The 17,995-nt window shown below is 49.3% G+C and carries 17 protein-coding genes; 4 read left to right on the plus strand and 13 right to left on the minus strand.

Going from position 1 to position 17,995, the window contains the following annotated elements:
- Positions 1-45: 45 nt before the first annotated feature.
- The 6 genes from ACSR9A_RS00715 to ACSR9A_RS00740 form a co-directional block, all read right to left on the minus strand.
- Entirely contained in the window at positions 46-1,512 is a 1,467-nt protein-coding gene (locus ACSR9A_RS00715; RefSeq protein ID WP_473755105.1) for a putative amidoligase domain-containing protein, read from the minus strand.
- Positions 1,513-1,790: 278 nt separating this feature from the next.
- Positions 1,791-2,354 (minus strand): outer spore coat protein CotE, encoded by a 564-nt coding sequence (locus tag ACSR9A_RS00720; protein WP_341277902.1) that lies wholly within the window; start codon positions 2,352-2,354, stop codon positions 1,791-1,793.
- A 392-nt stretch (positions 2,355-2,746) separates the two neighbouring features.
- Entirely contained in the window at positions 2,747-3,520 is a 774-nt protein-coding gene (locus tag ACSR9A_RS00725) for an ABC transporter permease (RefSeq protein ID WP_473755180.1), read from the minus strand.
- Between the two features lie 112 nt (positions 3,521-3,632).
- Positions 3,633-4,445: an ABC transporter ATP-binding protein gene (locus ACSR9A_RS00730; protein ID WP_473755106.1), complete on the minus strand. Its 813-nt coding sequence runs from the start codon at positions 4,443-4,445 to the stop codon at positions 3,633-3,635.
- A 24-nt stretch (positions 4,446-4,469) separates the two neighbouring features.
- Positions 4,470-5,474 carry an ABC transporter substrate-binding protein gene (locus ACSR9A_RS00735; protein WP_473755107.1) on the minus strand — a complete coding sequence of 335 codons (1,005 nt, stop codon included), beginning with the start codon at positions 5,472-5,474 and terminating at the stop codon, positions 4,470-4,472.
- A gap of 1,209 nt (positions 5,475-6,683) precedes the next feature.
- A complete protein-coding gene (locus ACSR9A_RS00740) occupies positions 6,684-8,198 on the minus strand; it encodes a carboxypeptidase M32 (RefSeq protein WP_473755108.1) in 1,515 nt (504 codons plus the stop codon).
- 194 nt (positions 8,199-8,392) lie between these two features.
- Here ACSR9A_RS00740 and ACSR9A_RS00745 point away from each other — a divergent pair, with 194 nt between their 5' ends.
- Together ACSR9A_RS00745 and ACSR9A_RS00750 are read left to right on the plus strand one after the other, a co-directional pair.
- Entirely contained in the window at positions 8,393-8,713 is a 321-nt protein-coding gene (locus tag ACSR9A_RS00745; protein ID WP_473755109.1) for an iron-sulfur cluster biosynthesis family protein, read from the plus strand.
- Positions 8,714-8,790: 77 nt separating this feature from the next.
- Complete coding sequence (locus tag ACSR9A_RS00750) at positions 8,791-9,366, plus strand: beta-class carbonic anhydrase (protein ID WP_473755110.1); 576 nt, start codon at positions 8,791-8,793, stop codon at positions 9,364-9,366.
- 94 nt (positions 9,367-9,460) lie between these two features.
- On the opposite strand, the gene ACSR9A_RS00755 is transcribed toward ACSR9A_RS00750, so the two are convergent.
- Entirely contained in the window at positions 9,461-10,018 is a 558-nt protein-coding gene (locus ACSR9A_RS00755) for a DUF309 domain-containing protein (protein ID WP_473755111.1), read from the minus strand.
- Between the two features lie 290 nt (positions 10,019-10,308).
- Here ACSR9A_RS00755 and ACSR9A_RS00760 point away from each other — a divergent pair, with 290 nt between their 5' ends.
- Positions 10,309-10,680: a DUF3992 domain-containing protein gene (locus tag ACSR9A_RS00760; protein ID WP_473755112.1), complete on the plus strand. Its 372-nt coding sequence runs from the start codon at positions 10,309-10,311 to the stop codon at positions 10,678-10,680.
- A gap of 29 nt (positions 10,681-10,709) precedes the next feature.
- A complete protein-coding gene (locus ACSR9A_RS00765) occupies positions 10,710-11,051 on the plus strand; it encodes a DUF3992 domain-containing protein (RefSeq protein ID WP_473755113.1) in 342 nt (113 codons plus the stop codon).
- A 54-nt stretch (positions 11,052-11,105) separates the two neighbouring features.
- Here ACSR9A_RS00765 and ACSR9A_RS00770 read toward each other — a convergent pair whose 3' ends face one another.
- The 6 genes from ACSR9A_RS00770 to ACSR9A_RS00795 all read right to left on the minus strand — a co-directional run bounded on the left by ACSR9A_RS00770 (position 11,106) and on the right by ACSR9A_RS00795 (position 17,981).
- Entirely contained in the window at positions 11,106-11,798 is a 693-nt protein-coding gene (locus tag ACSR9A_RS00770; RefSeq protein WP_473755114.1) for an S-Ena type endospore appendage, read from the minus strand.
- A 103-nt stretch (positions 11,799-11,901) separates the two neighbouring features.
- Complete coding sequence (locus ACSR9A_RS00775; RefSeq protein ID WP_473755115.1) at positions 11,902-13,044, minus strand: BclA C-terminal domain-containing protein; 1,143 nt, start codon at positions 13,042-13,044, stop codon at positions 11,902-11,904.
- Between the two features lie 404 nt (positions 13,045-13,448).
- Positions 13,449-14,249 (minus strand): hypothetical protein, encoded by an 801-nt coding sequence (locus tag ACSR9A_RS00780; RefSeq protein WP_473755116.1) that lies wholly within the window; start codon positions 14,247-14,249, stop codon positions 13,449-13,451.
- 4 nt (positions 14,250-14,253) lie between these two features.
- A complete protein-coding gene (locus ACSR9A_RS00785) occupies positions 14,254-15,240 on the minus strand; it encodes an ABC transporter substrate-binding protein (protein ID WP_473755117.1) in 987 nt (328 codons plus the stop codon).
- 106 nt (positions 15,241-15,346) lie between these two features.
- The gene (locus ACSR9A_RS00790) at positions 15,347-16,954 is read right to left on the minus strand and encodes an AraC family transcriptional regulator (protein WP_473755118.1); all 1,608 of its coding nucleotides are present in this window, start codon (positions 16,952-16,954) and stop codon (positions 15,347-15,349) included.
- A 148-nt stretch (positions 16,955-17,102) separates the two neighbouring features.
- Complete coding sequence (locus ACSR9A_RS00795; protein WP_473755119.1) at positions 17,103-17,981, minus strand: tetratricopeptide repeat protein; 879 nt, start codon at positions 17,979-17,981, stop codon at positions 17,103-17,105.
- Positions 17,982-17,995: the final 14 nt, after the last annotated feature.

Consider the following 17,995-nt stretch of genomic DNA (forward strand, 5'->3'; position numbering starts at 1 on the left):
AGATTTGAGATTAGAGATTAGAGAATAAGGACTACGGACTAAACATTAGGTCGTCTTTTTGTTAGACGACCTGTTAGAAGCAGGAGCTGGCATGGGGATGCGCCATTTGTGGCGGATGTCAGCCCGCTCATCCCAGATTATGCCGCGCCGCGCTGCATCGAGCAAAGGCTCGATGTCGGCTGCAAGCGCCGCGTAGCTTGGCGTCGCCGCGAGCGCTGCGGCTAGCGGGTCCAGGCACCCGGCCAGCGCCGTGCGGTCGCCGGAGTAGAAGGCTTCGACATACCGTTCGTCAAGAGCCGGTATGTCTGTGAGGGCTCTAGTCTCGCGCGCGCACAGCAGCGCGAGCGCGAGCGCGGCTTTTGCCGCTGCTGGCGAGATGAGCCAGCTCGGCAGCGTGCGGTATTCGAAGCCGCCATGCGGCTGCTGGCGGTATTCGCCAAGGGCGCCGTAACGGGGGCGTCTGCCCCGACCGGCCGGGTCTTCGACGAGAGCGAGCGGAAACGCCGCGTAGCTGTCGAGCAGCCGCAGCAATCGGCTGGATAGCGGCGTGCCGCTGAGATGGATGTGCCCGCCGAGCGGCAGCCCCGGCACGGGCATTGCTCCGGCGACCCAGCATAGGCTGGGGTCGCTGATACGTTCGGCGGCGCGCAGCAGCAGCCGCCGGAGATTCGCGGCCAGTGCGGCCGGGCTTTCGGCCGGCTCCGGCCGCAGCTCGGCGACGGGGTAGACGATCCGTCGCCCAATAAGCATGGCGTCGCTGCCCGCAGCCCCTTGGGCCCCATCGCCAAAAAAGCGCGAAGCCGGCACAATTCGCCCATCCGGCCGCATCAGCGCAAACTCCGGGTCGGCGCCCAGCATCAGCTTGGGCGCCGTTCCGGGCAAAGGCGCTGCGGCCGCCTCATACCAGGCGGCCATTCGCGCCAAGCCCACTGCGCGCAGCTTCGCATCGCGCACAGCCCCCGCTGCGCGGACGGCGGCTCGCCCGCCTGCGCCCAGCACAACCTCGGCCTCGCCCATATCGAGGCCGAGTGCATACAAAGCGGCGACTGCGGCGCGGATGACCCGCCGCAGAGCCGCATCCCGCGGCCATGGCGCTGCCGCATGGCCGCCTGGCTCCGCCCGCAGCAGCGGCTGACCCGCTGCGGGCCTGCCCCACCGATCGAGGCGCTGCAGCTCGATCAGCTCCAAATGCGCAATAGCGACTCTATATAATCGGTCGCTATCTCCCAGCTCCTGCCGCCGAAGCAGGCCTGCCCGGCGCAGCCTTTGCTGCTGCTCGGCGGCAGACATCGCCGCAAAGCCGAGCTCGCCCTCATTCAGCAGCCAGATGCCGCTTGGCAAAGCAGGCAGCCCCTCCTTTTTCTGAAAAGCGCAGCTGCTCACGATAACCGCGTCGCCAGACTTAACCTCATCAAGCAGGCTTGCTGTTGGAGGTGATCCAGCGGCAGCAGTCTCTTTACCTGCCTGCTCCAACCGCCCGGTACTGCTGTTCCACAGCCACACTGCCGCCATCTCATTGCTCCTTTCGGCCATAATCTACTCACCCTTAACTTATGAGCACCATTTTCTGACCAAACCTCCCCCTTCTCCATCTCAGCCCCGGGCATACGCCCGAATATGTTCAATATCAACAAAAAGAGGGCTTTCGCCCTCAAGTTTGCGGACATTGCCGCATATCATACCGTACAGAAGCCGAGGCACAGTGGCGTTAAGCTGACGTGTTGAGGATTTAAGCTTCCTTGCCGGGAAGATTCAATCCACGCTAGCCATATGGCCGTCAGGCTGCCAGATTAAAGCTCGTCGTCGAGCAAATCCGGATCAAGATCCTCGTAGTCTTCATCGTCGAGTCCGTACTCGTATTCCTTGGCATCGAGGCCGTCCAAACCTCCAGGGATACAAGCAACCGTCACTTTCGTCTCGGCAACCAGCTCTACCGAAAATTCGCGTTCAACCCGGATGACAACGCCGGAGCCGCTCGATGAAACATTCGCTTCAATGCAATTCGGCTCCTGAAGCGCGTCTGCTGAAACTTCCACGGTTGTAGCGCGATGCTTCGGATCGACAAACGAAAGCGGAACATTTTCTACATAATGAACGGATTCCTTCGCAACTTCGGTTTGCGAGTTTTTGCTGTACGAGTACCAGATGTTAATGTCGTAAGTACCGATGACCTCAATTCCATCGCCCGAACGAACCGCTTCATATTGATGGTTGATAATCCATGCGCCCAAAATACTGGTCGGATGTTGAGGCGGCGTAACGGTATGGGTTACAGTGGAAAACTTACGACCTTTGCCGCAGACAGCTTTGGTGATAATTTCTCTGTATTGAAGCTGTTTATCTGCATTAGCCATTGATTTAACCTCCTCCATGCAATCATTCACTTAAAGTGTATGCAGGACGTGGGCGAATGTTGATAAAACGAATGCAGACAAAGAGAGATTGTTTTAAAAAACACCCACAAAACCCGCTGCAAAACGTAAATCCACGTTTCCCCAAGACCTTCGCTCCCCATTTCCCCGCCTTTAGTTGGCCGCTATATACGAGCAGCTTGCGGGAGGCTCGCCGCAAAATCCTTTTTTTCACCCTTGCAGCTCCCGCTCCTATTACGAAAGCGCCAGCTAAAATCGAACTATACTAATAGTTATGAAGCCACCCCAGCCATTATGCCAAAGCCTGTTTTTGTACCTCTTTTCAACCACGCACAAGCTAATTATCTTACATAAAAATCACTGCGTACAATGTACTACTGCTCACGCCAGCCCGCCATCAGCTTGCGCTCCAGCGCAGAAACGGCTTTGTACATAACCGTGGCGACCGCCGCAATGACTAGCAGACTGGAAAGAACAAGCGTAAAGTTGAACACTTGGAAGCCATAAATAATAAGGTAGCCCAGCCCAAGCTTCGCAACGAGAAATTCGCCTACTATAACGCCGATCCATGCCAAACCCACATTCACTTTCAGTGTCGAAATAATAACCGGGAACGAGGCTGGCAAAATTACGCTGCGAAAAAGCTGTGACCGCCCCGCTCCGAACAGCCGAACAACTTTAATGTAGCCTGCGTCCACCTCGCGAAACTGGTTATAAATGTTTAAAGTCGTGATAATAACCGTTACTGACAAAGTGACCGCTACAATGGAGAGAAAGCCGGGGCCAAGACAAACGATAAATATTGGCCCCAGCGCGACCTTCGGCATGCTGTTCAGTACGACCAAATAAGGGTCCGCAACCCGTGATACAAAAGGGAACCACCATAGCAGCGCCGCAAGCAGCGTGCCCAGTAGTGTGCCTAGTGCAAAGCCGACAATCGTTTCCGATACGGTCACTCCGATATGCGGCCAGATTGAGCCGTCCGACATCGTCCCCCACAATTGATGGAACATCTTCGTTGGATAGCTGAACAGCAGCGGATCAATCCACCGATTTCGTCCCGCGGCCTCCCACAGTCCAATAAATAGTACTAAAATTATAAACTGTGTAACCCCTACTAGCGCAGTCGTCCTTTTTGCCCGCTTCATATAAGCTCGGTGCAGCCAGTCTAGCCAGTCTGCTCTGACCTCTTTCACCTCAGAAGGAGATTGCTTCTGTCCCTGCCCTACTCGCTCTGGCTCTCTATCTGCATGTTCCCCGTCATCCTTCATTGCTTTCGCTCCCTTCCCAGAGGGTCTTCTCGGCAGCATCCAGCTCTGCCCATAATTGATCGAACAGCGGCTGAAACTCCGGCAGCTGTCGAGCTTTCATCGGCGATGCCTGCCGAATGGAATCCGGAATAGTCAGCTCGCAGCGAATTCTCCCTGGATTTGCTGCCAGTACAATGACGCGGTCACTCATCGCCACAGCTTCAGATAAATCATGCGTCACAAGCAGCGCTGTTTTTCCAAGCTTTCGCAGCGTTTCCTGTACCAAATCCTCCAGTTGAAGCTTGATGTGCAAATCCAGCGCCGAAAAAGGCTCATCCAGCAGCAATACTTCTGGCTCAGTTGCCAACGTCCGCGCCAAGGCAACACGCTGCCTCATACCGCCCGACAGCTCATGCGGATAACGGGTTTCCGCTCCGGGCAAGCCGAGCTCAGCCAGCAAATCGGCTACGGTTTCAACCGCAGTACGCGTCTTTTTCCCCGTTAGTTCCAACCCCAGCGTCGCATTATCCAAAATCGTCCGCCATGGAAACAAATAATCCTGCTGGAGCATATAACCGACAAGGGTAGACGGCTGTATTACCTGTCGATTGTTCAGGAGCACTTCGCCGCGTGTCGGCAAAAATAAGCCAGCCAGCATGCTGAGCACCGTCGTTTTTCCACAACCACTCGGCCCGACCAGACTGACGAACTCGCCGCGCTGAACGGTCAAATTCATATCCTCCACAGCAAGCGAGGCGCCCTTCTCATTCACATATACATGAGTCACTTGCCGCAGCGTAAGCGCGGGGTCACTATTCGCCATCGTTTTTCCTCCTCGCAACCATCGTTACTTCACGGCTTCAATCGCAGCTTCCGCAAAGGCCGTGTTTACGATGGCATCATGCTCGGTTCGCGCCTTCAGTTCGCCGGCCGAGGTCATGACGTCCAGCAAATTGTTCCATTCCTCCTGATCAATGATCGGGTCAACCGCAAAAGAGCCTTGCTGCTTATAACGATCGATTGAGCTAATCAAAATACCGCGATCTACATTTTCAAAATAAGGCAGGACAACGTCCGCAATGGTTTCAGCATTATTTTCAGCCACCCATAATTGCGCTCGATGAATCGCATTGGTGAAAGATTGCAGCGCACCCTTGTTTTTGTTTGTAAAGCTTTGCTTCGCCATATAAACGGTATACGGCAAATGACCGCTCTCCGCCCCGAAGGAAGCGACAACCTTGCCACGGCCCTCTTTCTCAAAAATAGACGCCGTCGGCTCAAAAAGCTGCACAAAATCGCCTGTTCCTGAAGCATAAGCTGCCGAAATATTGGCGAAATCGACATTTTGGATCAGCTCCAAATCCTTCTGCGGGTCAATTCCGAATTTTTTCAGCGTAAACTCTCCAGCCATCTGTGGCATGCCGCCCTTCCGCTGTCCAAGGAAAGTTTTTCCTTTCAACGACTGCCAATCAAAGCTAGGCTCAGGCTCGCGAGCGACGAGAAACGTACCATCGGTCTGCGTCAATTGGGCAAAATTGATGACCGGGTCATCCGCCCCCTGCTGATACACATAAATCGACGTCTCCGAGCCGACAAGCGCCACATCGATTACGCCTGACAGGAGCGCCGTCATCGTCTTGTCCCCGCCAGCCGTTGTCGTTAGTTCAATATTCAGCCCTTCCTCAGCAAAATAACCCTTCTCCAGCGCTACATATTGTGGCGCATAAAAGAGGGAGCGCGTGACCTCGCCGACTTTTAGCGTTGTTTTCTCACTTTTTCCGCCGCAGCCTGCCAGCACAGCGGTTGCAGCCAGCGTGACAACTAGCAGCAACGTTGTCCATCTTCTCCTCATCCTTTTTCTCCTCCCGCTATTTACAGCTTGCGTGTTGTACTCCAGCCTATGCGTGCGCACGCTCGGCGGTGATTGCCGCTAGCCGCTTTTTGGGCATGAAAAAGCCGTTATTCCACCTGTTGCGGAATAACGGCTCTACTAGGGCATGTATGCAATCGCTAGCAAGCTAGATCTCGAAAGAAGCCAACGTTCAAACGTCTTCCCTCTACTACCGAGAATGGCATAACTCATAAATGTGAGCCTACTCACCAAAAGACAGCTTCATGCTGCTCTTTTTGGAGCTTTGCTCCCTGCACAAGACACAAAGATAGACTTGGAGGACACAGCAGCCGCTATTTCAACCGAATCACTGGTTTTGGCACAGGTTGCGGACTCAGGAGACGCTAATGCGCTGTTCATCGTCATTTTGAGAGGATTATGAAGGGAATAGCGGATCTCCTGTCCGCTTAAGGCCCGAAATGAGAGTAAAATCCAGAATAACGGAAACTCAGTCCTTCAAAAAAGGAATAAGTTGCCAAATACACATTTTCTCAGCCACAGTGGTCTCTGTGACTGTGCTCTAAGTAACAATCGCATGCTGTGCTTCCTTAAGCCTTGAAAGGTCAGAGGGGATTGGCCTCGAATACGTACTTAGCAAGGTGCAGCAGGAAGAGCTTCCGTCTGCATGCACATCATTTGAAACAATAAAATAAATTTGCATTTTATAGAAGCTAATAAACATGTCAATCCACACTCCCGCACGGGGAGCGACCTAATTACACCTTAAAGGAGCTTGACCACGATCAGTTTCAATCCACGCTCCCGCACGAGGAGCGACAGTACGAAATTTCAATGCTCGCTGCATAACCTTGTTTCAATCCACGCTCCCGCACGGGGAGCCACAAAAACGTTCATCGGCTCCCAACCAGTTCCGTTAGTTTCAATCCACACTCCCGCACGGGGAGCGACAGCACACCCAAAAACTCCTTACCTAGCAAGGAAAAAAAGGCCCATTTTCGCGAATCTCATTTCCCTCTCTCTTATCCGTCCCATTATTTAACCCGAAATCCGCATTTCCGCTTATTGGGCGCGGAGTGCGAATGTCACGGGGTTTTCATGGGAGCTTGGGGTTCGCGTGGGGAGTCGGGTCCTGCCAATATCGCTGCTCCCTTCCCCCCCAAACCAAACCTTCCTTACAAGCTTTCCTTATAACTTACAACCATTCCCTTATTACAGCTTATAAATCTCGCTATATTTCTTCTCCAAATATTTCACCAAATATTGCGGGTCCAGCGGCTTTCCGGTTACATTTTGGATCAACTCAGAAGGTGTTCTGAGCTTGCCGTATTTGTAAATGCGTTCGCTGAGCCATTCTTTAATCGGCAGCAGATCCCCTGTACTTACAAGCTCCCAGAAGTTCGGCAGCTCCCGCTCCAGCGTATCGGCGAATTGCGCCGCATACATGTTGCCCAGAGAATACGACGGGAAATAGCCGAATGCGCCACCGGACCAGTGTACATCCTGCAGAACGCCTTCTGCATTTGTCGGCGGCTCAATACCCAGGTATTCCTTATATTTTTCATTCCAAATGGCTGGAAGATCTGCCGCCTTCGCACCTTCATTAAATATCATTTTCTCAATTTCATAGCGGATAATAATATGAAGATTGTACGTCAGCTCATCGGCTTCAATGCGAATAAGAGACGGCTGAACGACGTTATTGCCCCGATAAAATTGATCCAGCGTCACATCCAGCTGGCCCGGAAACTGCTGCTGCAAAGCGGCAAAATTATGCTGCCAGAACGGCTTGCTGCGGCCAATGACATTTTCCCAGAAACGCGATTGCGATTCATGAATGCCCATTGAAGTGCCCGTGCTCAGCGTCGTTCCATCCAGCTCAGCCATAATATTTTGCTCATAAAGCGCATGTCCGCCCTCATGAATGGTGCCGAACAAGGCGCTCGTCACATCGTCTTCCAAATAACGAGTCGTAATTCGCACATCGCCTGTGTTGAGTCCCGTTGCAAACGGATGCGCGCTTTCATCAAGCCTGCCCGCTTCAAAATCATAGCCCATCTGCTTCAAAATCCGCAGGCTGAATGCTTTTTGAGCTTGCTTTTCATAGTTTTGACGCAGGAAGGACGTATCCGGCTGATGCTTGGACGCAGCAATTGCTGCTGCGAGTGGAACCAGCTGCTCGCGCAAGCCGCCAAACACTTTATCCAGCTCCTTCACGGTCATGCCTGGCTCATATTGGTCAAGCAGCGTGTCATAACGGGTTTCTTTCGGTCCCCAGAGGTCGATAAACTGCTGCGTGTAGTCGATTACTTTTTCCAAATATGGCTGGAAGCCCTCGTAATCGTTCGCTGCCTTCGCTTCTTCCCACTTGGATTCAGCCTGAGAGCAAATAACGACATGCTCCTCATAAAGCTTCGGCGGAATTTTAACGCTGCGATCGTATTCTTCCCTTGTATCGGTTACAAGCTTGCGCTCGATTTCGCTTAGTCCACTGAATGTTTCTGGCTGTTCCAGCTCACTCAGCCATTCACCTAATTCAGGCGATGTGGAAAGCTTGAACATGTCGCCGGATAAAGATCCGATGACCTCCGAACGCATATCCATGCCTTTGCGCGGAGCGCCGGTGCGCAAATCCCAATAAAGTACGCCAAGCGCCTCACCGTAAGCCTTCAATTTTTTCACCGTTTCCAGAAATGGAGCTAGCGCCTTCGAATTATGTACGGTCATTTCTCATCACCCTTTCCAAATAAATAAAAGATCAGCCTAATTCAACATGAAATGTGCAATTGCTGCCAAAGAATAACAGCATTCCTTCATCTTTCATCTGATCTTAACTTGATCTTAACGATTACTGTACGTATAATCAACTTTAATCTAAACATCATTAAAGTGCGAATTGATATGGAAGAGAGGCATCACCTATGTTTATAACTTTTTCACCATCCGCAGTTGAGCAGCTTTCTCCCTATTTAGAAGACGGCGTTCACCAGCTTAAGCTGCTGCATGATACCGAAGGCTGCGGCTGCGTCGTCAGCGGTGTCCCCGCCCTACAGCTTGTAAAGGAATCTAGTGCAGACGACCGATTAACACAAGGACAGCCCTTCGCCTTTTTGTATGAACCCCGCCATGAAGTTTTTTTTGAACCTCAACTGCGCATCGGTTACGATACGGATCGTGGAACATTCAGTTTGAAAAGCGACGGACAAATTTATTCCCTTAATTTGCGATTTCTGACGGCCTGACGGCTCCCGCCTACTACACTGTATTTTATGAACTTTTAACTAAGATTAACCTGTAACACCAGATATAGGAGGAGCCTATGAACAACGTTGACCAAATCATGAACGACAATAAAGCTTTTGTCGAGCGCAAAGATTATGAGCAGTACATAACGAGCCGTTTCCCCGACCGTAAAATGGTCATCGTCACCTGCATGGATACGCGGCTGACCGAAATGCTGCCGAAAGCAATGAACCTGCGCAATGGAGACGCCAAAATTATCAAAAATGCTGGCGGCATCGTCACCCAGCCGTTCGGCAATATTATGAGGAGTGTTTTAATCGCCATCTATGAGCTGCAAGCCGATGAAGTATTTGTCGTCGGGCATCATGGCTGCGGCATGACCGGTCTTAATCCCGAGGTTATCGTTCAGCATATGACGGAACGCGGCGTACCCGAGCAGACGGTTGAAACGCTAAGGCACTCTGGGCTTAATTTCATGCGCTGGCTGACCGGATTCGACAATGTGAAAGAAAGCGTGGAGAAAAGCGTAGGCATTATCCGCAATCACCCCTTGCTTCCGCCTAATGTTCCCGTGCATGGCATGACGATTGAGCCGGAAACAGGACAACTCGATCTGATTGTCAACGGCTATGACAGACTGAAACAAGAATAGCCGCAAGCCTTTCCTACATATATCTATTGATTTGAAAAAGAAGCCATTCCCGCACAAAAGGGAAGCTGAACGTTCACTGCTTTCGCAGAGCCGTTCAACGATTGTGCGTGGATGGCTTCTTTTTTCTCGCGGCAATCGCTTCTTCTCTCGCGGCAATGACATCGCTGCGATCCCGCAACGTATGACGATGGATAAGCGCTTCGTCTGTCTTATCACTCGGCAATCCCCACTGCGACAGAGCCAGTCCTCTTTCGGCACATTGCTGCTCGCATAACAATTGCAGCTCGGCATCAACAATAACGAGATTCATATCTTTATAAGCAGGCGAAGTAGCATCTTCTAGCTGTTTTGACCTTGAAAGTGCAGCCTCCAGTTCTATTACAGCTACAGCGCCATCTAGCCCGAGTCTGTCCAGTGATTCGACAGTCAGCTTGCCAAGCGCTTGCTCATACATTTTTGCTGCACCTGCAAGATTGCCCCGCCGCTCATGATATTGGCCAACAGCCAGCTGAATCAGCCCAACCCAGATTAGCGCCCGTTCATCTGCGGGATGCTCCTTCCAATACTCTTCCAGCTGCTCATGGCATTCGAAAAAGTCTCTCGTCGCATGAAACTCAACTAAATACGATACATAATGACCTGGATATCTCATTGCAATCTACCCCTTCTGCCTTTCTAATCATTGTAGCGTTTTGCATTGCTGATGTGCAACTGACTATCAAGCACGATAGTACCACTTATAAAAAGGCCTAGATAACAAGCTGTTTCCGACGATCTAACGGAAACAGCTTGTTTTTTACAGACTCGCTGACCATTATTAAAATTTATCACCATATTACATCATTAATTTCAATTAAAACCTGAACCTCAGGCATATGTCCAAGCGAGCAAGCTTCTGCCTGCATTAAATAGTTAGAAATTATTATTAGGAGGTATTACGCTATGGCTTGTAGTAACAGTGCATCTGCTCTTACTTGCTGTTCAGATAAAAATTTCGTTCAAGATAAAGTATGTACGCCTTGGAGTGGCACAGTTGTAGCGGCTGATGTCCTTGTTGTTACTTTTACGAATAACATTAACCAAAATATTGTAGGAACTGGTTATTTGCAATATGACGTCGGTCCTGATGATATCACCTTTGATTTCCTTGACAGTACCGGAACCCCTATTAACCCTACTCCTTTTACACTTGCTCCTGGAACAAGCATGGCATTTACCTATCGTCGTTTCAGCTCTATCCAAATTACACTGCCGGCAGCATCTCCAGGCACTTATCAAGGAGAGTTTTGTATTACTACCCGATACCCTATTTAATAAAAAGGACGCAGGAGGTATAAACGCATATGTGTGATACTACACCTTCACTTAGTTGTTGTACGGACAAAATTATTGTACAAGATAAAGTATGTATCAATTGGCAGTTAGCTGCTGCAGGTACTCAAGTTATTTTTTCAGATAACATACCTCAAATTATTAGCGGTACAGGTTTTGTGAAATATGAAACAGGCACGGGTGCTCTAACCGTAAACTTTTTCGCGGCAGGAATTGTTGCTCCCATTGAAACGATTGTTATTCCTGTCGGAGGAAGCGCATCGTTCACTGTAGCACGATTTCAATCCATTTCCTTAACTTCAACAGCAGCTGTACAAGGCGAATTCTGTATAACCGTGCGTTACAATCTATAAAATAAGCAGGTTTTAATAAGGTGGTTCTTCCATTTCGATGGAGAACCACCTTATTTATTGCCCGTTCACTGTGGAGGAGCTGGCAGATAATTGCAAGGTGGTTGAAATCACATATTTTCCTTCCACATAGGTGAAATCATTTCCTTGTACAGAGATTTTAACTGATTTTACACCTTGCCCAATAAAATTGGATGTATTTCCGGGCAATACTATGATCCGCTTTGTTTCCTCGCCGCTTATGTCTACGTTTAAAGCATCCGTGCTCGCGGCATTTGAGAAAATACTTATTTGTGCAATCGTTGTTTGGGAGTCGACATCGGCCTCCCATATTAAAAATTCAGGCTGCTTTCCTTGAATAAGCACATTACCACAGCACTCTTTTTCAATGACGATATCATTGGCATTTTTACAAGGCTTCACCGGAATAATCGGGACGATTGGACTTATAGGGTTCACAGGGGTCACAGGATTTACTGGATTCACTGGGTTTACGGGATCTAAACAAGGTGCAGTGGGGAACGTAATTGGGAAGGAAAGTGCTTTACGGCAGCGTTTGGGACGGTTTAAAAAAACCGGACGCAATCTCCGTTTTCGCCTGCGATTTCTACAACGTCTTTTCTTTATCTTGCAGTTAAATTTGCGTTTGTGTTTGCGTTTGATTTTCTGAATACAGGAGGAATTCATTTTGAGAACGATCATAAACGAGGGCAAGATTTCTCTTCTTGAACGACGTCCCTTTTTCAGCATATTATCCCTCTTTCAACAACGACAATTCAGTCACTTACTTATATTAAATGTTCCTCCTCCGCATATGGTTATACATGATGAGAATTTATTTCAAAAAAACGGTTTAAGTGATTTCGTGCATTGACCAAACAACGCCATTCGTGGCCCCATTCCCAATATTAAGTGCAATAGTTAATCCGTTCGCATTATAAAATAATCCAATTACATCGCCTGCCGTAAGCGTAACCTCGCCCGCTAAAGTTACTTCTCCACTTCCGAGAACAGCGCGTAATGTTAACACCAGCACGACACTGACATTTAGTATAGGTAACAGACCTGCAACTAAAGAAGTCACAGTAGGAGAGGTTCTTTGAACAACAAAAAATGGGTTGATTCCTGCACCAAGGGTGACACTCAGAGCAGCGGTTGTTGCATAATTTATAGTCGCTAAAATCGTGTATCTTCCGGTTGCCGGAATTGTGAAATTCCCTGTTACAGCATTAAAATTCGGATGTCCATAATAAGGATTCGCCACCGACCAGTTTGTAAGCTGTCCAGTTGCGGATAACGCAATATTAGATAAAAATGCAGAAAATCCTTGTGTAGCAAAATTGGGACCGGTAGCCCCCGTTGCTCCCGTTCCTCCTGTGGCTCCTGTTCCTCCAGTCACCCCGGTAGCCCCAGTCGCTCCCGTTCCCCCAGTCGCTCCCGTTCCCCCCGTCGCTCCCGTTCCCCCCGTCGCTCCCGTTCCCCCTGTCGCTCCCGTTCCCCCTGTCGCTCCCGTTCCACCCGTCGCTCCCGTTGCCCCCGTCGCTCCCGTTCCCCCTGTCGCTCCCGTTCCACCCGTCGCTCCCGTTCCCCCAGTCGCTCCCGTTCCACCCGTCGCTCCCGTTCCCCCCGTCGCTCCCGTTCCCCCAGTCGCTCCCGTTCCCCCCGTCGCTCCCGTTCCACCCGTCGCTCCCGTTCCACCCGTCGCTCCCGTTCCCCCAGTCGCTCCCGTTCCCCCCGTCGCTCCCGTTGCCCCCGTCGCTCCCGTTGCCCCCGTCGCTCCTGTTGCCCCCGTCGCTCCTGTTCCTCCAGTCACCCCGGTTTCACCTGTAGCTCCAGTCCCTCCCGTCGCACCTGTCGCACCGGTTGCCCCTGTTACGCCTTTCTTGCTGGGTATTCCATTACAGCTTAACTGACCACCACAAGTACAATGGTTATTTGAACCTCCTTGGCAATTGCTGCAATATCCCGAGCTGCTTAAATACATCTGCTTAGCCACTCCCTTTATGCGGTTCTCCCCATTGCCTCAGATCATTAGAATCAGAAAAATATTGCTAACGATAAAATAGTAAACCTACTTGTTCTCGCCCTGCTATTAAAGAGAGTTATATTAAAGTCAGCGTTCACCCAACGCTCTAACATGCTTTGTTTACCAATTCCTCGACATGACTTCTCTACTACTAGTTAATGGATTTCTCAAGCACATGGTTTGTACGTATGCCTTTTCTTCATAAGAATAGTTTAGAGCACAAAGAAACCGGCTCCCTCACGAGCAGGCTTCTTTGACTTACCCATCTTTTTATTTCACAAGCCTTTAGAATTACTTCTTAATAAAAAAGAAACTCCCAGCAGCTTGCGCCGCAGGAGCCTCTAAATAATCACACCCAATCTATACGTTATCCGCTAAGTATTTGCACCATAGCCCAATAGATCGAGCCTTTCCTCATCACTGATTTTTGGGCAAGTGCTGCAATACCCATGCACCTGGTGTCCCTCCCGCCTCAGCCGGTAAGCCAAGCAGCAATAACGGCGTAAAACAATTGGAGCCCCTTCATATTGAGGATGATGAAATTCGCGAAATGAAACAGCCAGCGGGTTGCCCTTCCTTTGTTCTAACAAAATACTCCGATCGGCCAAAATAAGCTGTAATCGCTGTTCCGTTCGCCAAACATCCACATTCTGCTCCAGACGGGCATAGCTATTCTGAACATAATTCGAAATGAGCGACCACATCATGTTCACCTTTGCACCTGTATGCGAGGATACCGCCGCCAAAATCATTTCTGTATGCTGCAGCAAACGATCTGTCCAATTTTCAACCTCAACTTTGCGCTGTTCCAGCTCAAAAACGGGCAGTGATGGATGCGCCGCTACCCTTACCTGATATTCCATTGCAGCAAGACTCGTTATTCGAAATCGCACACTTTCAGGCGCTGTTGCAAGTCTGCAATCAAATAAACTAACAGCAGACACCAGCCCCATAAAAAACACGGCGTAACGTTTTGCAAACAAGGTTCCCACTACGATATCGCCCGGATCTTCCAGCTGTCTGGACTGGAGCCTCATAATATGAGAACATCTGGTAGGATCTAGAAGCTCTACGGCAGAAAATGGATAGGCATCCTTCTCCAATTCCCCTATGGAAATACGAAAATTCTGTTGTAAAAAGCAAGCCGCTTGTTCCTGCTGGGCATAGTCCTCCATCTGCTTACTCCATCATTTTCAATACTTCATCTATAATTTGTCCACGGCCAATGACGCCCCAGCCTTTAAACAGCCAAAACGAGTCTGTTTCATACACCTCATTATTTTGCACCGCAGAAACCTTATTCCAGAAGGAGCTGTCCTTAATGCTATTCAAATTATCCAGTCCATTAGGGTCAACTTCAAGCACGATATAATCAGCGTCGAGGTCAGAAATCACTTCTAAAGACAGCTCGCCGCGCTGCTCCTCTGGCGTCAATGAAGTTTTCGAAAAACCGAGATCATGGTACAACAGCGTATTTGTAGGATGGCCTTTTTCCGCGTATATTTGCAGATTCTTCTCTCTGACTCTTAAATAGGCAAGGTTATGATTTTCGATAGCCTTTATCTTCTCGCTGGCTTGCCTAGTCTTTTCATCAAGCTTGGCAATTTTCTCCTTAGCCAAATCCACTTTGTCGTACAGCTCGGCCACTTTCAATAAATCTGCAGTCCAGTAGGCCGTATCATCGCCATACTCCAGCCACTCCGTACCAAGCACAATCGTTGGTGCGATCTTTTCCAGCTGATCATACGTATTCTCCGCAGTCCGACTCTCTATGAGAATGACATCCGGCTCCAGCTGAACAATCGCTTCCAAATTGGGACTATCCGCAGAGCCCATCAGCTGTACACCTGCAAGCTCGCTTGCCAAATAAGGCAGGTAGTCTCCACCATAACGGGTCTCCACATTTACACCAACTGGTTTTTCGCCAATAGTCAGCAGATGATCGATATAAGCAGCGGAGAGCACGACTATTTTGTCGATTTTCGCAGGAACGATCGCCTCCCCTTTCAGATGGGTAACGGTACGAGTCGCGTTTTCCACTGGTTGATTCACAGGCTGATTCGTTTGCTCGGGTGCGCTCGCTTGTCCTTCTCCTTTACCACAAGCCGTCACCGCAAGCAGCAGCATAGAAAGTAATACAAGGTACATCATTCGGTACTTATTCATTTGTTTTTAACCCTCTCTTTATAGTAATAATAATCATTATCACTAATCATAAAGAAAGGCCCTTTCAATAACCATGGATAAATCCATGCAATTAAGGTGGATCTTTTCACTCTATTATTCCGAGCTTTAATGCCGTATAATTCATCGCCCACATCCTACCGGAAGGTCCCAGCGCTTTGAAAAATAAATCACTAGCGTCATAAACATGATGGCGACGTACCGCATCAAGTGATTGCCATTCTTCCGATTGAAGCAAATGCTGCAAGCGCATTTTCGAGCCTTTAGTGGGGTCAGCCATAAGAAAAATATGCTGTGAATTAAATAATGACAGGTCGTTTAGCTGGATATCGAGCGCCCATTCGTTGGCAGGGAACCGATCCGGAAGCGATAATCCCAGATCATCATAAAAAAGGCTGCCCGTTTGATTGTTTTTTCCATATACCCGATAAAAGTTCTGGCTTACCCTTATAAAATAAACGCTCTGTCCTCCCCAATGCGCCTTCAATCGTTCCTTCAGCTTTTCCGTTCTCTCGCCATACCTGCTTATCCATGCTGCGGCCTGCCGCTCTCTGCCCAATAGGCCCGCAAGCTGCTCCAGCGTCTGTCCGTATTTGTTCGAATGCTTAAGCATGGCAGTTGGCGCAATCTGATTCAGCAGCTCATCCCGCTCCAAGCGATCACTTGTCAGTATCAGATCAGGCTTTGTTCGGAGCAGCTTATCGTAATTCGTGTGACCGCCTTGGAGCATAGGGCTTTGCTGGCTGTACGCATTCTGCCTCGGAATAATGCAGGTCGAGGAAACCCGAGCGGTATAGGACAGTGCAGCAACCGGCTCATATCCAAGTGTAATTAAATGGTCATCTAGCCCATAATATAACGCAGCAATGCGATGGCATTTACTTTTAATATATAAGGTAGGAGCAACGCCTTCGGCTTTTTTGAAAACTCTGCTGAAATAATGCTCATCCTTGTATCCGACCTGCTCAGCTACACGCTTCGCTTTCATCGAGGAAACCAATAATTGCTTTGCTTTTGTAATCCGTTGTTGCAAAAGATATTCCGTAGGTGTGCTGCCCATTTGATTTTTAAACGTTTTCGTAAAATGATTCGGACTGAAGCCTGCCATTTCCGCCAATTGGCTAACCTGCAAATCCTTCTGGTAATTTTCATTCATGTAGGCCAGCACCTTGTCCATGCCTACAGTCTGCTGCTTCTCAGACCTGCTTTTGCCCATCAGCAGCAGCAGCAGCTTTGAAAGAATATAATGGATCGTATGCCTCTCCTGTACTCGGAAATGCCGACTTAACTCAAGCAATTGCTGGATTAGCCCCTCTACGGCTGAACGATCGTCCACTAGCTCAAGCTTCCCCTGCATTGGAAAAATGGGCCGCTTAACCGACCAGCCTTCTATCGGCTTGCTTAAATGCATACAGGAAAACAGAATCAAAGAATATTGAATCGGATCTATGGAATCAGAATACCCTTCAACCATCGTTTCAGGCTGTAGAAAAAATAAATCACCAGACTTGACTGGAGTGGCATGACCGCTTATTTTCAGCAAACCCTTGCCAGCTGTTACATAGCCTATGGCATAGGTATGGAGCATTTTAGGAGTTAATTTAGGGGTTAATGGATCGTCCGCTAGACCCCGGAAAGAAAAGCAGTGAACCGAGGTAAAGATAAGTCTCCTCATCAAGTTTGCTAGATTGTGCATGACCGCCCTCCCTTCATTTCTTTCACCCTAGAGCCTTCAATTTTGCAGCCTATTCAGTCGGAATATAGACGAATAAGCCATCTCCGATGCAATACCGGAAACAGCTTATCGCCTCGCTTCAGATCTTTTTTGCTGCAAAAAGGACCATTTAAGAACCGCGACGCCGCCAGCCAAACACGCGCACATGCACAATGCCCTTCGTCACCCAATGAGCTAAAACATACAGTACAATTAACACAATAAGGAGCGGTTTAAAAAAGATCACCGCCACTAGCCAGCTGACGAGAATCTGCCAGCGTTTCATGCGCCTTATGACCTTCATCGGTGCTAAAAAGATACGATACAGCTTATGGCTGTTTTGCAAGGCATTCAAATATTCATCCTGATACTGCTTATCCTCTGGATTGAGCCTGACGGCACTTTGCATATACTTTTCCTGCAGCGTATAGTCGCCCCGATGACCTGCCGCCCAAGCGAGGTGCAGAAGCACAGCAGGCTCTTCCGCCTCTGCCCGAATAGCCTGCCTGTCCAATTGCTCCGATTCCTCAAAATGACCGAGCAGCGCTTCCGTATAGCTCAGCACAGCCAAATAAAGCGGCGACTCTGCATTCAGCTGTAGCGCTTGCAGCAGATGCTCCTTCGCTTCCTTGAATTTCCCCATTTTGTTCATCCGACTAGCAAGCAAAAAGTAGTACTGAGCTCTGTATGGTTCAATTCGCAAAGCTTCATGTGCCGCTTCGAAAAAGGCCTTCACATCATCCGTATCGTAAAAGGTGACAACGCGTACATACCAAGCAACCGTATGGTCCGGATCACGCTTCAACACTTCACCAGACCAATACAAGCTTTTTTCGTAATCTTCCATTTGCAAATAAATTTGAGCTATAAGTGCCAATGCATCTATATCTTCCGGGTTATGGCGCAAAATCTGCTCCGTTTGCTCTAGAGCTTCCTTATACCGTTTCCACTCGAGCAGCTGATATACAGCAGCATACGTATTTTGCTCAAAATCTCTGTCTTCCGCCAAAGCTTCTCCCTGCC

It is taken from the genome of Paenibacillus sp. R-74696, from assembly GCF_055814915.1.

Bases quoted from the DNA above. Each gene is read 5' to 3' on its own strand.
- ACSR9A_RS00715 (WP_473755105.1), bottom strand. From the start codon at position 1,512: ATGGCGGCAGTGTGGCTGTGGAACAGCAGTACCGGGCGGTTGGAGCAG.
- ACSR9A_RS00750 (WP_473755110.1), top strand. From the start codon at position 8,791: ATGAACAACGTTGACCAAATCATGAACGACAATAAAGCTTTTGTCGAG.
- ACSR9A_RS00770 (WP_473755114.1), bottom strand. From the start codon at position 11,798: ATGCTGAAAAAGGGACGTCGTTCAAGAAGAGAAATCTTGCCCTCGTTT.
- ACSR9A_RS00765 (WP_473755113.1), top strand. From the start codon at position 10,710: ATGTGTGATACTACACCTTCACTTAGTTGTTGTACGGACAAAATTATT.
- ACSR9A_RS00745 (WP_473755109.1), top strand. From the start codon at position 8,393: ATGTTTATAACTTTTTCACCATCCGCAGTTGAGCAGCTTTCTCCCTAT.
- ACSR9A_RS00790 (WP_473755118.1), bottom strand. From the start codon at position 16,954: ATGCACAATCTAGCAAACTTGATGAGGAGACTTATCTTTACCTCGGTT.
- ACSR9A_RS00725 (WP_473755180.1), bottom strand. From the start codon at position 3,520: ATGAAGCGGGCAAAAAGGACGACTGCGCTAGTAGGGGTTACACAGTTT.
- ACSR9A_RS00760 (WP_473755112.1), top strand. From the start codon at position 10,309: ATGGCTTGTAGTAACAGTGCATCTGCTCTTACTTGCTGTTCAGATAAA.
- ACSR9A_RS00755 (WP_473755111.1), bottom strand. From the start codon at position 10,018: ATGAGATATCCAGGTCATTATGTATCGTATTTAGTTGAGTTTCATGCG.
- ACSR9A_RS00740 (WP_473755108.1), bottom strand. From the start codon at position 8,198: ATGACCGTACATAATTCGAAGGCGCTAGCTCCATTTCTGGAAACGGTG.
- ACSR9A_RS00785 (WP_473755117.1), bottom strand. From the start codon at position 15,240: ATGAATAAGTACCGAATGATGTACCTTGTATTACTTTCTATGCTGCTG.
- ACSR9A_RS00735 (WP_473755107.1), bottom strand. From the start codon at position 5,474: ATGAGGAGAAGATGGACAACGTTGCTGCTAGTTGTCACGCTGGCTGCA.
- ACSR9A_RS00730 (WP_473755106.1), bottom strand. From the start codon at position 4,445: ATGGCGAATAGTGACCCCGCGCTTACGCTGCGGCAAGTGACTCATGTA.
- ACSR9A_RS00780 (WP_473755116.1), bottom strand. From the start codon at position 14,249: ATGGAGGACTATGCCCAGCAGGAACAAGCGGCTTGCTTTTTACAACAG.
- ACSR9A_RS00720 (WP_341277902.1), bottom strand. From the start codon at position 2,354: ATGGCTAATGCAGATAAACAGCTTCAATACAGAGAAATTATCACCAAA.